Origin of the sequence: Ahrensia kielensis DSM 5890 (genome assembly GCF_000374465.1) — a bacterium.
In the GTDB taxonomy this organism is placed as follows: domain Bacteria; phylum Pseudomonadota; class Alphaproteobacteria; order Rhizobiales; family Rhizobiaceae; genus Ahrensia; species Ahrensia kielensis.
This window is the reverse complement of the sequence record NZ_KB894528.1, coordinates 315,793-329,380: the sequence shown is the minus strand read 5'-3', so window position 1 is coordinate 329,380 and position 13,588 is coordinate 315,793. Positions and strand designations below refer to the sequence as shown.

Annotated in this window: 11 protein-coding genes; 5 read left to right on the top strand and 6 right to left on the bottom strand. The window is 48.6% G+C overall.

From position 1 onward, the window contains the following. Positions 1-2: 2 nt before the first annotated feature. Together C504_RS0101520 and C504_RS0101515 are read right to left on the bottom strand one after the other, a co-directional pair. Complete coding sequence (locus C504_RS0101520; protein ID WP_018687534.1) at positions 3-683, bottom strand: SDR family oxidoreductase; 681 nt, start codon at positions 681-683, stop codon at positions 3-5. Positions 684-736: 53 nt separating this feature from the next. After that, positions 737-1,609 (bottom strand): alpha/beta hydrolase, encoded by an 873-nt coding sequence (locus C504_RS0101515; RefSeq protein ID WP_018687533.1) that lies wholly within the window; start codon positions 1,607-1,609, stop codon positions 737-739. Positions 1,610-1,724: 115 nt separating this feature from the next. Between C504_RS0101515 and C504_RS0101510 the strand changes: the two genes are divergently transcribed. Both C504_RS0101510 and C504_RS0101505 read left to right on the top strand, forming a co-directional pair. Further along, positions 1,725-2,396 carry an RluA family pseudouridine synthase gene (locus C504_RS0101510; protein ID WP_245555088.1) on the top strand — a complete coding sequence of 224 codons (672 nt, stop codon included), beginning with the start codon at positions 1,725-1,727 and terminating at the stop codon, positions 2,394-2,396. 126 nt (positions 2,397-2,522) lie between these two features. Beyond that, on the top strand, positions 2,523-3,695 hold the full coding sequence (locus tag C504_RS0101505) for a YdgA family protein (protein WP_018687531.1): 1,173 nt from the start codon (positions 2,523-2,525) through the stop codon (positions 3,693-3,695). A gap of 90 nt (positions 3,696-3,785) precedes the next feature. On the opposite strand, the gene aspS is transcribed toward C504_RS0101505, so the two are convergent. Further along, the gene (aspS, locus tag C504_RS0101500) at positions 3,786-5,585 is read right to left on the bottom strand and encodes an aspartate--tRNA ligase (protein ID WP_018687530.1); all 1,800 of its coding nucleotides are present in this window, start codon (positions 5,583-5,585) and stop codon (positions 3,786-3,788) included. A 167-nt stretch (positions 5,586-5,752) separates the two neighbouring features. Beyond that, positions 5,753-5,989 carry a hypothetical protein gene (locus C504_RS0101495; RefSeq protein WP_156815821.1) on the bottom strand — a complete coding sequence of 79 codons (237 nt, stop codon included), beginning with the start codon at positions 5,987-5,989 and terminating at the stop codon, positions 5,753-5,755. A gap of 907 nt (positions 5,990-6,896) precedes the next feature. Here C504_RS0101495 and C504_RS16995 point away from each other — a divergent pair. The 3 genes from C504_RS16995 to rnd all read left to right on the top strand — a co-directional run bounded on the left by C504_RS16995 (position 6,897) and on the right by rnd (position 9,809). Continuing rightward, positions 6,897-7,700 (top strand): hypothetical protein, encoded by an 804-nt coding sequence (locus C504_RS16995; protein ID WP_018687527.1) that lies wholly within the window; start codon positions 6,897-6,899, stop codon positions 7,698-7,700. A gap of 361 nt (positions 7,701-8,061) precedes the next feature. Next, positions 8,062-8,640, top strand: coding sequence for a hypothetical protein (locus tag C504_RS0101485; protein WP_156815820.1), 579 nt, complete (start codon positions 8,062-8,064; stop codon positions 8,638-8,640). A gap of 11 nt (positions 8,641-8,651) precedes the next feature. Further along, complete coding sequence (rnd, locus tag C504_RS0101480; protein WP_018687525.1) at positions 8,652-9,809, top strand: ribonuclease D; 1,158 nt, start codon at positions 8,652-8,654, stop codon at positions 9,807-9,809. 9 nt (positions 9,810-9,818) lie between these two features. Here the strand turns inward: rnd and C504_RS0101475 are convergent, their stop codons facing one another. Both C504_RS0101475 and C504_RS16990 read right to left on the bottom strand, forming a co-directional pair. Next, positions 9,819-11,339, bottom strand: coding sequence for a Ppx/GppA family phosphatase (locus tag C504_RS0101475; RefSeq protein ID WP_018687524.1), 1,521 nt, complete (start codon positions 11,337-11,339; stop codon positions 9,819-9,821). A 17-nt stretch (positions 11,340-11,356) separates the two neighbouring features. Continuing rightward, positions 11,357-13,567 (bottom strand): RNA degradosome polyphosphate kinase, encoded by a 2,211-nt coding sequence (locus tag C504_RS16990; RefSeq protein WP_018687523.1) that lies wholly within the window; start codon positions 13,565-13,567, stop codon positions 11,357-11,359. Between the last annotated feature and the right edge of the window lie 21 nt (positions 13,568-13,588).

Genomic DNA, 13,588 nt, shown 5'->3' with positions numbered 1-13,588 from the left:
CATCACCATTCCATTGTTGAACCATCGTAAGCAACGAATGTGCCCGTCTTACTCATATCGATATTTTCAACCAAGTCGGCGATACCACTGACGCTTTCATCAACGGAAATATCAGCGCCCTGCCCACCCATATCGGTTCGCACCCAGCCAGGATGCACCAACTGAACGGGAATGTTTATTTCACGCAGATCGGTCGCTAACCCTTGCATCACTTTATTGACGGCAGATTTTGATGCGCGATACGCAATGCGGTCTGAGACTTGATAAGCCATCTTACCCATCTGCGACGATATAGTGATGATACCGGGCCTTTTGCTCTGTTTAATGTGCGGCAGAAATGCCTGACACATCATCAATGGCGCAAGTGTGTTGATCTCTAGCGTCTTTGCAAAACCAGCAAAATCCATATCCAGCGTTGATTGTTTTTCAGGCCCGATCACGCCAGCATTATTGACCAGAACGTCAATTGCGCCTTCAACGCTTGATGCAGCCTTTTTAATGGCTTCATGGTCCGTAACATCGAACACCAAGACATCGATCTTAGCACCAAAGGTTGATTTAAGCGCTTGGCCGTCGGCATCGTTTCGCACCGTCGCGATAATGTTATGGCCGCGCTTTATCAGCTCTGCGGCCAATGCGTGTCCAATACCGCGTGCAGCGCCCGTAATTAAAACTCTCGCCATTGTCGCATCCTCGTTTTGACTGAACATCAGGCCAGATAAATTTCTTGACTATTTTAACGCGTCACTCTTTTCAAAAAGCGCTCAATAGCAGCGCTTGCAGCGTCACCTGGGCGTCCAAGACGCGCAGCAATTGCGCCATGACGATAGGCCGTGCCATGGAAAATTTCGGTTGGCGTGCCAAGGCCTTTGATTAGATTTGCATAGCCAATCGAAATTGAACGTCGACGCTCACCTTGGCTGCTCGAATAAAGTATCAAATGTGGCGGCATCCGTTTTGTTGAACGGGCATAGGTCGCAGGCGACCACCGCATCCAGTTTTTTGGCTCATCGGTAAAAGCCAGTCCGAACATAGAGCCAATTGACCCGCGTTTCGTGGCATAGGCGAGCAAGTCATAAGCCTGCACATCATTGGGAATGATACCGCGAAAGCCTTTTGCTTGCCCTTTGGAAGCAATCAAGGCTGAAAGATGCGCGCCTGCAGAATGCCCCATTAGAACCATACGGTTTGGGTCGCCGCCATATTTACGGATATTTTTGCGCGCCCAGTTCATAGCCGCGGTTACATCATGCACCTGCCCGTCAATCGTTGTTGCTGGCACTTTGCGATAATCCATCGCGACAAAGACATAGCCCTTGGACGTCAACCATTCTGGCATTTTATAAACGCGCTTGCGGTCGCCTTTTGCCCAGCCGCCGCCGTGAATATAAATCACGACAGGTTTTTTACGCGCAAACAAGCCGCGTCCACCATCGGGTTCATAAACATCTAGCTTTAGATTACCGGAGTATCGAATACCGTCATGCAGTTTGGCTGCACTGGCTTGCATAGGTGCAAGCAATAATGTTGCCCAAACCGCAAAAAATGAAACGATTATACGCGCCGAAAAATGATAACGCTGCGCGTTGATTTGTGCTGAAGCACCCATGGATCATCCAAATTCTTGATCAAATTGCCCTAATGAAACCGATATACCCGATTTTAGGCAAAATTGTATGGGCTACACGATATTTTTTGATAAACAGCCGCAAATGAATTTGGAAATGACCGTGATTCCACAACGCCCACGCCCTGACTACAACCCGCCAATGGTTCCACTCGCCGTTGTTTATGAAGATGAATTTGTGCTTGTTCTGGATAAACCGACCGGTTTATTGACTGTTTCTGGCACAAGCCCGGGCACGCATGACTGCCTCGAATCGCGCGCTATCGACTATAATTCTGAGGCGCGTTTGGTGCATCGGCTCGACTGGGACACATCAGGCCTGATCATATTTGGTCTAACGGCCAAAACGCGCGCCCATTTAGGACGTCAATTTGAGGATCGCGTTGTTAAAAAACAATATATTGCGCGTGTATGGGGCCACCCGGATCAACAATCAGGCATCGTGAACCAGCCTTTGCGCTGCGACTGGCCAAACCGGCCGCGCCAAATGATCGATCACGAGCAAGGGCGCGAAGCAATTACTGAATGGGAAGTTATTTCCCAAACAGAAACAACAACCGACCTTTTGATGAAGCCCAAAACGGGCCGCTCGCATCAATTGCGTGTCCATTGCCAATATCTGGGCCATCCAATCATAGGCGACCGTATGTATGCACCTGACGAGGCTTATTACGCCCATGAGCGCATGTGCCTGCATTCCACACAGGTTGAGTTTTATCACCCTGTCACACGCGAGTGGTTAAACTTAAAAAGCCCCTGCCCCTTTTAGATACAAATAATAGCGCATATTTATGCGAACTTAACTTCACGTCATTTTTATCACATAATTGCCTTGCAGCTTGCGCCAAGCGCCGTATCTTTGGCGCATCATCCAACTTAAGAGACAGGCCATATTATGCTGCCCATGATTTTTAAAACGACAGTCGCAACAGCGATCATTTCAACATTTGCGACATCAGCATTTGCGGCAATTGACGGCCAGACCGTGCTTGATCGCCTCGCTGCGCAACTCGAATTGCAAGGCATTACAGTGAACGCTGACAGCGTTAGCGTTGAAGGCGGCGATGACGTTGTTCTCAAAGGCGTCACTCTTAAATATGCAGAAACCGATTCTGTGAAAATTGATTCATTCATTCTTCAAGATGTCATCGAAGCCCCTAACGACGGCTATATTGTTGGCCGTATCGGCGTACCGGGTTTTGAAACAAATGACGATGATGTAAAATTTTCTTTTGGCGGTGTTATAATTGAAGGTTACTTTATTGCTGGCCCCAATGAGACAGACCCCATTTTAAAAGGTTCTTTTTACAGAAATGCCGTCAGCGCTCCGATCAAGATTAGCAGAAACGGTAAAACCATTTTTTCTGCAGGAAAAAGTTCAGCTACGATTTCTGACTATCAGCCAGGCGGGAAAATAAGCTCTGACATGGTCATTGAAGATCTATTCATTGACTTCACAGCGACTGGCGATGCCAAGACAATTGAAACGATGAAAGCGCTTAATTACGAACAGATCAATGGCACGCTTGAAGCCAAAGGCACTTGGGACCTTGGCAATGGCGATCTTATTCTCGATCCAATGATTATTTCAGCCGAAGACGCTGCCGATCTTACATTCCGCTTTGAAGTTGGTGGTTACACCACACAATTGGCGACGGCGATGCAGGAAATGCAAAAAGCCAACAAAGACAATGACCAACAGATGGGTCTTGCGATGCTCGGCATGATGCAGCAATTGGACATTAATTCCGCTTCAATCACGATTGATGATAAATCCCTGACGGGCCGCCTGATCGACTTCTTTGGTGCTCAGCAAGGCATGAACCGCGAGAGCACAGTCGCTTTTGCAAAAGGCATGCTGCCCCTTGGTCTTGCACAGCTCGGCGATCCAGATTTTGCTGCCAAGGCAAGCGCTGCCATTGGCCAATATCTGGATAATCCTAAGAGCTTGACCATCTCTGCGGCCCCAGCCTCACCTGTACCTGTTGCGCAGCTTATCGCAGCGGCCACATCAAACCCTGCGTCATTGATCAGCGCTCTTTCGCTGAAACTTGAAGCGAATAAATAATCTCGCATTACGAAAAAGGCCCGCTGTGAAATCTCGCAGCGGGCCTTTTTATTCTCGTAACGCTTTATGAAAGCGCAGCGCTTATGGCGCTCAGTCTTTGATGATTGGATTGATACGCAGGTTCAATTCACGCAATTGCTCGTTGCCGACTTCGCCCGGTGCCCCCATAAGCACATCGCGCGCTTGCTGGTTCATTGGGAACATGGTGATCTCACGCAAGTTCTTTGCGCCAACCAGCAACATAACCACACGGTCAACACCTGCAGCCATGCCGCCATGCGGCGGTGCGCCATATTGGAATGCACGGTAAAGACCGCCAAAGCGCTCTTCAACGGTTTCCTTCGACAGGCCAGCATATTCAAACGCCTTAACCATCGTGTCAGGCAAGTGGTTACGAATGCCGCCTGACGCGATCTCGAAACCATTACACACCAAGTCATATTGGTAGGCTTTAAGTGCTAGCTGCTGCTCTTCAGTGGTTGCAGCGTCCAGCGCCTCTTTGCCACCCTGCGGCATAGAAAACGGGTTGTGTGCAAATTCAACGCGCTTGTTTTCTTCGTCCCATTCATAGAACGGGAAGTCGACAATCCAGCAAAGCTCAAAGCGGTTTTCATCAATTAGGCCCGCTTCTTCGCCTGCCTTCTGGCGTGCAGAACCGGCAAAGGATGCAAACTTTTTCGGATCGCCCGCTGCAAAGAACACAGCATCGCCAATTTCAAGACCAAGCTGCTGACGAAGCGCTTCTGTGCGTTCTGCGCCAATGTTTTTAGCAATTGGACCAGCAGCATCAAACTTACCTTCAAGCTCACGCCAGAAGATATAGCCCATGCCCGGCTGGCCTTCGCCCTGCGCCCATGAATTCATGCGGTCACAATGTTTGCGGCTGCCAGCGCCCTTAACAGGGATTGCCCAAACTTGGTGTTTCGGGTCTGCATCCAAAATGCCAGCAAACACGCCAAAGCCTGAACCGCGGAAATGTTCTGATACATCTTGCATAACGATTGGGTTACGCAAATCCGGCTTATCTGAACCATACATGCGAATGGAATCGTCATAAGCAATGCGGCGGAAAGTCTGCGACACAGGTTTACCGTCCGCAAATGCTTCAAACACATTGCGCATGACTGGTTCCATCGTCTCCAGAATCTCGTCCTGCTCAACAAAGCTCATTTCAAGGTCGAGCTGATAGAATTCGCCCGGCAGGCGGTCTGCACGCGGGTCTTCATCGCGGAAACATGGCGCGATCTGGAAATAGCGGTCAAAGCCACTCATCATGATCAGCTGTTTATATTGCTGCGGCGCTTGCGGCAGTGCATAAAACTGGCCCTGATGAATACGGCTTGGCACGAGGAAGTCGCGCGCACCTTCCGGCGAAGATGCCGTCAAAATTGGCGTCGAGAATTCAGTGAACTCGATCTTGTTCATCTCTTCACGCATTTTGGCAATAATACGCGTGCGCTGCATGATGTTGGCATGCAGTGATTCACGGCGCAAATCGAGGAAGCGGTATTTTAGGCGAATATCTTCAGGATAATCCGGCTCACCAAAAACAGGCAGCGGAAGCTCTTCAGCTTTCGAGAGCACTTCAATATCGCGCGCATAAATTTCGATTTCACCGGTTGGCAAATTCGCGTTGATTGTCTCATCGCTGCGCGGCTTCACATCGCCATCGATACGCAAAACCCACTCGCCGCGCGCCAATTCAGCAGCGTTAAAGCAAGGCGAATCCGGATCGGCCACAACTTGCGTTATGCCATAATGGTCACGAAGGTCGATAAACAGAACGCCGCCATGGTCACGAACACGGTGAACCCAGCCAGAAAGCCGGACTGTTTTGCCAGCGTCAGATTTACGTAAGGCGCCACAAGTGTGACTGCGATAACGGTGCATGATAAATGCCTTTAGTTATAATGATACTATTTAAGTGCACCGCTTAATTCAGCTGGCACGAGAAAGCAATGTAGGATGCTTGGTTGGTGTGCGGTTTATATCTGGCAAGCGCCATAAGAGACAGATTAAACCCCTTGTCTATGCTTAGTGAATTCGCAAAACGTGGATTACCGTTTCGATTTACTCAAGTGCCATGCATTGTAGAAGGCAGCCCCAAGCGCCAGCACAGCAAGTGAAAGCCATACGGTTCCCGATTGCTCTGTATATACAACACCTGCCTTATCGTCGAAGCATCGGCCCTGTTCATTGAAACATTCGCGCCATTTGAAATAATCAGCGTAGTACAAATATCCAAAAACAAGCGCCAACCCAAGGCAAACCAAGGCACATATCTTTCTCATCATTTATGAACCTCTTGAATCATGGCCAAAAGCTTCGTGCTTCGGCAGTCAAGTTTACGTTTGAATTTCAGCAAACTCAATTTCGACAATTACCCACCAAAGCCTAATCCAATTTCCGTCATCCTAGGGCTTGAGCCTAGGATGAAGGTGTCTTTGATCAAATTCTGCACCCTCACTCTCACTTTTAAAAGAGGGAGGTATACAGAGCGGGGGTTATTCAAACGATCCGTATTCCGCCCCCAACCGATCAGCCGCGCTGTGCTTGCTTCTCGTGCCTCCCCCGCCAGCGGGAGGAGGCGGAAACCACCCCAAACAACTCATACAAAGCACACAAGATTCCGCGTTTAGCCACCTGCCCTTCTCCCGCTTGCGGGAGAAGGTGGATACGAGTGGTAACGAGTAGACGGATGAGGGGGACAGAGAATTCCCCTCACCCAGTTGCGGCTAACGCGCAAATGCGCGAAGCCTCACATCCCTCTCCCGCAGGCGGGAGAGGAAAAAGGATCGCCCGTTCGCGCAGGGTTTATATTTGCCTTGTGGCCAAACAGACAGATTCAACGCCTTGTGCAGGGCTGCTGAAATTCCACATTGAGCCCTTAATTTCAAAATTCAGCGTGTCAAATATTAGATTGGGTGGCGGTTCAGTGACCATCGAAGTTGACCGATAGCGGTTATTTATATCATTTCGTGCGGTGGCGAGAAGCGGACATTTGGCAGCCTCATACACACACATGAACGATAAAAATCCAAAGGTATACAAAAATATGGAGATCTGTTGTATAAAGAAAAAGGCTCGACATAAAATATCGAGCCTTTCCCAATTAGGGCGTCGAGGGTCCGTCACGAGCAAAGCGCGCTGCCGACCTAGGTCTCGACGTTTCATATACAGAATTACGATAAAGAGGCTCATTTGTCAAGAAATTTAACTAGTGCTGATACAGAGAAGATCAGTAAACTTATCTCCGCAGAGCGGCTTGCAACCTTCCAAAACCTGACCGAAACGGACGATGCTGCTATTGAGCTTCACCAAGCAACCATGATTCTTGGCGCCTCAATTATGTCACTTGTGGGGGTAGTTGAAATTGCGCTGCGCAACAGCATCTGTGAACGAATGCAACATGACATTCATCCGAATTGGCTACGTGGCGATCCAAGGCCGATAAGGCTTGATACGCGAGAAAAAAACCAAATCAAAAGCGCGGAAAATCATGCTCAACGGGCAGCTTATTCCAAGTTGGACTATGCCCAAAAACAAGCCCTTGATGCAGCAGCCTATCCAAATGGGAAACCGCAGGGGATTTCTCATAAAGACGAGGCCATTGCACGACAGAGAACGCTGATTGTATCAGATGGCCAGGTCATCTCTCAAATGACGATCTATTTTTGGAAAAGCTTGTTCGCCGAACGATACGAAAAAACGCTTTGGAAACGATCTTTAAAAGGTGTTTTTCCAAATAAGACATATGATAGAGCCTTGATCGGACAACATCTCGAAACACTCTATCAAACACGAAATAGACTAGCACACCATGAGCCAGTCTACGGAACGCGATTGCAGGCGATAAGTGCCGCTATCGATTTTTTTCTTGAAAACCTTGGGTCGCGCAAACCAAGCCGAGAATCGCCCGCTGCTAAGTTCATTTTACCGCACTATGAGCGCTTCCATGGCGATATGGCCGTATTTCAAACAACATTTGAGCGCCTAAAAAAGTAGCGGGAATGGAGCTATCCATATTCAGAAATTACCCACAAAGCTGAATTTGCCATCGCATTGCTAGATCGCCTTGTCGGTCATTCTTTAGTGTCGACTTTTGAACAGCAGCCATATTTCTTTAACATACAAAATTAGGCGCATAGCGGTAACAACCAGTATGTCGCTGACAGAACAATTTAAGATGATCGACATCGTTGGTTTACCCGCATACCCGACTTTCATGATAATCCCACAACAGATTCCTACTCACCGCTTTGTCTTACAATCGCAAACACTTGATTTATGTTCTACATTGTTTCACTCAAACCAAGTTTTCCACCCATATTATCCAACCACCACAAAACACCCGCACACTGCGGCGATGAACAGCGCATCTAAAGCCATTGCCATTGAAAAGAACCGCGCGGCGCTTTTGCGTCTCGTGCGGTACTGGCTGTTAATCGCGGCCATGTTCAGTGCAGAACGCGTTTTGCCACGCCGGATTGGGCTGTGGGTGTCGGACACAATTTTCAAGTTAGAAAGAGCCACCTATTATTTGCAGATTGCGTCAGGCTTTGTGCAGATAGCCATGCCTGTTCAGCAGCATGGTCTCATAACTATCAAAGCCGTTGTCACTCGGCTCAAAGCGGTGAAAAAAGCGCTTATTCGGTTAAAGCCAAGCGCCGAGGGCCAGCCCCAACACGCCCAATGTTTGGCGCGGCCCCTCCTGAACAATTATTCACGCAGGTGTGCATTTTATATCCGCAGCAGTGCTGCACGGCTTGTTCTGGCCGTTTTTAACTGCCGTGCACCGCCCTGCCTTCATATGGCACGCCTAAATTCAAAATTTGCACTCTATAAATCGCACCACTTAAGTGCGATAATGCGATCACACGCCTTCACACAACCTGCACGCTTAAAGCCAACAATTCCATTCGACTCTTTGCGTCACCTCCGATAAATAAAATTCTTATGAGCTTAATAACGATAAACGACACTGCCACCCTCGCCGATGTATGCGCGCGCTTTGCAACCCATAAATATGTGACCGTTGATACGGAATTTGTCCGTGAGACAACGTTCTGGCCGGATTTATGTCTGGTGCAGGTTGCCTCTGATGATGAAGCGGTTCTGATTGACCCGCTTGCAGAAGGCATCGATTTGACGCCGCTTCACGATTTAATGGCGAACAAAGATGTCATCAAAGTCTTTCATGCGGCCCGTCAGGATGTGGAAATTTTCTACAAACTTTCTGGCAAACTGCCCGAGCCTTTGTTCGACACACAGGTTGCAGCGATGGTGTGCGGCTTTGGTGATTCCATTGCTTACGACCAGTTAGTGCGCCGTATTTCCGGTGCGCATATCGACAAATCTTTGCGGTTTACCAATTGGAAGCTGCGTCCGCTTTCTGATCAACAGCTTGAATATGCATTGGCAGATGTAACGCATTTGCGCGACGTGTATAATTTCCTCAAAGACAAGCTGGAAGAAGAAAACCGCACCCATTGGCTGACCGAAGAGATGGATATTCTCACGACGCCAAAGACCTATGATCTGCCGCCGAATGAGGCTTGGACACGGCTTAAATTACGCATCAAAAAGCCGATTGAATTTGCGATTTTAAAAAATCTGGCTGAATGGCGTGAAAATGAAGCGCGTGAGCGGAACGTGCCGCGTAACCGGATCATAAAAGATGATGCGATTTATGAAATTGCGCAAAGCCAACCCAAAGACACCGATGGTCTTTCACGGTTGCGCACCTTGCATAAGGGCTTTGAAAAGTCGGCAAGTGGGCGTTCAATTATTGATTGTGTTGCGCGTGCCCATGCGCTGGACCGTGATGAATTGCCGAAGATTCCGCGTCCTGCGCATTCGCCAGAAGGCACCAGTGCGGCCGTTGATTTGCTGAAAGTTTTGCTAAAACTTACAGCAGAAGAATTCGATGTTGCAGCCAAAATTATCGCATCTTCAGATCAGCTTGAGCAGATAGCGATCTTGGGCGAAGAAGCCGATGTGCCAGCAATGAAAGGCTGGCGCAAAGAGCTTTTTGGCGAAAGAGCGATGAAATTGCTCGATGGAAAATCAGGCTTGCGCTTTGAAAACCGCAAGATCGGTGTTGTCGATATTTAATATCGCAGGCTAAGGGCGAATACTGACGGAGATTTTCCAGCCGGTGACTTTTGACAATTGATTGATCCGGCCGGCGGGACGTTCTCCGGCTAAAGCGCGCAGGCTTTCAGGGAGTGTTAACATCATTTCTTTGTCGCCCGTCTGCTCCCACTCAAGGTTGCTCATGACGCCCGGCATTGCAGCGGTGAACAAATATGCAACCCGCATAAACCCGCCAAGGAGCCTTGAACGTTCCCAAATTCGGTCTGTTGTTATGCTGCGGATTTCTGGCGCGAGCGACTCGTTTTTAAGCCCCTCATAACGAAAGTAATTCGATAGCGCGATATAGGCCCGCCCCTGATGATCAACCTGAACAAAACTGCCATAAGCGAGAATCGCAAGCGACTGCATCGCGCGGTAATCGGCATGGGCACGCCAGCCAATATCGGCCAAGAGACACGCCGCATCGCGGTAGCGTTTTTCGTCAACGCTTTCGTCAATCCCGAACTTCTCGAAACTATATGCAGTCCACTCAGCCAATTCGCGGGCATGGCGCGGCGAACGTGCGCGCAGAATTGCGAGTTCTCCTGCTGCTTCATACAATGCGTCAGCACGCTGCGTCTCTTCATCAAGCTGCGCATAAAGATATCCTTCGCGCAAACCACTGGAAGAAAAGACAATTTTGCTCGGCTCCATCCTTTTGATAACTTCTGTAAGTACAATCGCACCATAAGGCAGCAACGCTCGGCGGGAATTAGAAACGTCTGAAATTCCCTCGAATTTATCCAGATTGCCTTGTTTGATCTTATCGAGGAATTTTAGCAGCTCCTCCGGCTCAACTTCATAGGAATGCGTGACATGCAAAGGATAACTTGTCGAAGATATGTGCAGCTTGGCAATGTTTCGCCACGTGCCGCCAACAGCATAGAAGACGCGGCCTTTGCCGGTATCAAGGATATCTGCGGATTTTATATCTTTGCGCGTGATTTTTTCAGCGGTTGGAAACGATGCTTCTGCACGTTCGCCAAGGCGAATGACCCCGAGCGGCATCGTTATTCCTGTTCCCGCTAAATCGCCATTAATATCAACAAGTTCAAGACTACCACCGCCCAAATCGCCTGCGATACCATCTGGCGCGCGGAAGGCAGAAATAATCCCTTGGGCAGAAAAATGCGCTTCCTCTAACCCCGTCAAGATGTGAATGGGTTGGCGCAGAATACGCTCTGCCTTTTCAACAAATTCGGGACCATTTTCGGCTTCGCGTGCAGCAGCCGTTGCCACGATATACAATTCTCCAACGCCAACCTGATCGGCCAAGGCACGGAAGCGAACCAACGCTTCAAGCGCCTCTTCAACCGCGCCATCATCCATACGATTGGTCGCGGCAATACCGCGTCCCAAACCACAGGAGACTTTTTCGTTAAACAAAATAGCCGGAGAACGCACCAATCCTTCGTAAAGCACCAGACGAACTGAGTTTGACCCGATATCAATAACGCCAACCGGATTTCGGCCTTTTAAACGGCCTTGAGCGTCTTCAGTTTCAATCACACAAATTACCGATGCTTTTATTTTATCGTCGATGAAGCATCTTGCGCTCTTTTCTTATGCGCAATCAATCCCGGTGCAGAAGATTTCAGTGCTTTTCCCCTTCCAGAAAGACTTGGATTGGTCATAAAATAGGTTTGAGCATTGAACGGTGCTTCATCTGGCAATGGAATAACACGTTTTGAGCGACCATCGGATAGCAAATCATAGCTTTGCTCATTGTCCAAAAGATTGGCGAGCATAATTTGGTTGACCACTTGTTGTAACACGGTCGCATTTTCAAGCGGCACCAATGTTTCTACGCGGCGGTCCAAATTACGCGGCATCAAATCGGCAGAACCGATATACACGATTGGCTTTTTGGACGGCAATCCGCGGCCATTACCAAAGCAAAAGATGCGGCTATGTTCGAGAAACCGGCCGACGATAGATTTCACACGAATGTTTTCAGACAGGCCTGGAACTTGCGGACGCAGACAGCAAATGCCGCGAATGATCATGTCGACTTCAACACCCACAGCGCTTGCTTCATATAAAGCATCGATGATTTTTGCATCGACAAGCGAGTTCATCTTCATCCAGATCGCACCGGGGCGCCCTGCTTTCACATGCTCAATCTCTTCGTTGATATGACGCAAAATTCGGTCGCGCATATAATAAGGCGATACGGCGAGTTTCAAATCTTGTCCCGGATCAGCATAGCTTGTGATCAAATTGAACACGCGCTGCACATCATGCGCAATCTGGTCATTACATGTGAAGTATGAAAGGTCCGTGTAAATTTTCGCGGTAATCGGATGGTAGTTGCCGGTGCCTAAGTGAACGTAATTGCGAAGACCCGTCTCCTCTTGCCTGACAACCAGAGACATTTTGGCATGGGTTTTCAACTCGACAAAGCCAAATACGACCTGCACCCCTGCTCGCTCCAAATCACGTGCCCAACGAATATTGGCTTCTTCGTCAAAGCGAGCTTTCAGTTCAACAAGCGCGGTTACGGATTTACCTGCTTCTGCAGCATCCATGAGCGCACGCACAATCGGGCTGTTGTTTGATGTTCGATAAAGCGTTTGCTTAATCGCAAGCACATCGGGGTCGGCCGCTGCTTGACGCAGAAACTGCACCACAACATCAAAGCTCTCATAAGGGTGGTGAATGATAATGTCTTTTTCATTGATCGCGGCAAAGCAATCGCCAGAATGTTCGCGCACACGCTCTGGAAAACGTGCGGTGTAGGATTTGAACAGAAGATCATCACGCGGTATTTTTACAATTTCTGACACTGTGCTGAGCGCCAAAACCCCAGTTTGTACGCTCACACGGCTCTCGGGCACTTCCAGTACATGACTTACGAAATCGCGCAGATTTTGAGGCGTTTCTGAATCATATTCAATCCGAATAACCTGTCCACGACGACGACGTTTAAGCGCGCTTTCAAAATAGCGCACCAAGTCTTCCGCTTCTTCTTCGACCTCAAGATCGCTGTCGCGAATAACACGAAAAGTACCTGCGCCTTTAACTTCATAGCCCGGATAAAGCTTGTCGATATATAGGCTAACGATAAGTTCTAGCGATACGAAGCGAAAGCGCGACCCATCCGTTGGCACTTCCACAAAACGATTAAGCGCGACCGGCAAACGGATCAGCGCATTCATGATTTTGCGGTTCTTTAGGTTGATCAGTTCCAATGCGATGGAAAAACCAAGATTGGGAATGAATGGAAATGGATGTGCCGGATCAACAGATAAAGGCGTCAAGATTGGGAAAATCTTTTGCAGGAAATGATCTTCAAGCCACGCTAAATCTGCATGCGTTAATTCTTCGGTTTTAACGATCTCAATATTTTCTTTGCGCAGCTCTTCTAAAAGCGTGGACAAAGTGGATTGTTGTTCACATTGAAGCTTGGCGATTTCTTCAATCACCATATCCAATTGTTCTTGCGCAGAAAGACCGTCAATAGACCGTTGACCGACTTGAGCCCGCACTTGGCCAGCTAAGCCTGCGACACGCACCATAAAAAATTCATCAAGATTGGCAGCGGAGATCGATAGAAAACGCAAACGCTCAAGCAAGGGTTGGTTCGTATTTTGAGCTTCTTCCAAAACACGCCAATTGAACTGGAGCCAAGAAAATTCGCGGTTCACAAACCGTGCAGGATCGTTTTCGGCAATCATCTTTATAGATGATGAGGCATTTCCGGAAGTTTCTTCGAAAGAGTTAATCATGCGACCCATATTCTTATCAAGAGTTCTATC

Coding starts and splice junctions, on each gene's coding strand:
- C504_RS0101505 (WP_018687531.1), top strand. CDS start 2,523: ATGCTGCCCATGATTTTTAAAACGACAGTCGCAACAGCGATCATTTCA.
- aspS (WP_018687530.1), bottom strand. CDS start 5,585: ATGCACCGTTATCGCAGTCACACTTGTGGCGCCTTACGTAAATCTGAC.
- C504_RS0101520 (WP_018687534.1), bottom strand. CDS start 683: ATGGCGAGAGTTTTAATTACGGGCGCTGCACGCGGTATTGGACACGCA.
- C504_RS0101515 (WP_018687533.1), bottom strand. CDS start 1,609: ATGGGTGCTTCAGCACAAATCAACGCGCAGCGTTATCATTTTTCGGCG.
- C504_RS0101510 (WP_245555088.1), top strand. CDS start 1,725: ATGACCGTGATTCCACAACGCCCACGCCCTGACTACAACCCGCCAATG.
- rnd (WP_018687525.1), top strand. CDS start 8,652: ATGAGCTTAATAACGATAAACGACACTGCCACCCTCGCCGATGTATGC.
- C504_RS0101495 (WP_156815821.1), bottom strand. CDS start 5,989: ATGATGAGAAAGATATGTGCCTTGGTTTGCCTTGGGTTGGCGCTTGTT.
- C504_RS0101485 (WP_156815820.1), top strand. CDS start 8,062: ATGAACAGCGCATCTAAAGCCATTGCCATTGAAAAGAACCGCGCGGCG.
- C504_RS16990 (WP_018687523.1), bottom strand. CDS start 13,567: ATGGGTCGCATGATTAACTCTTTCGAAGAAACTTCCGGAAATGCCTCA.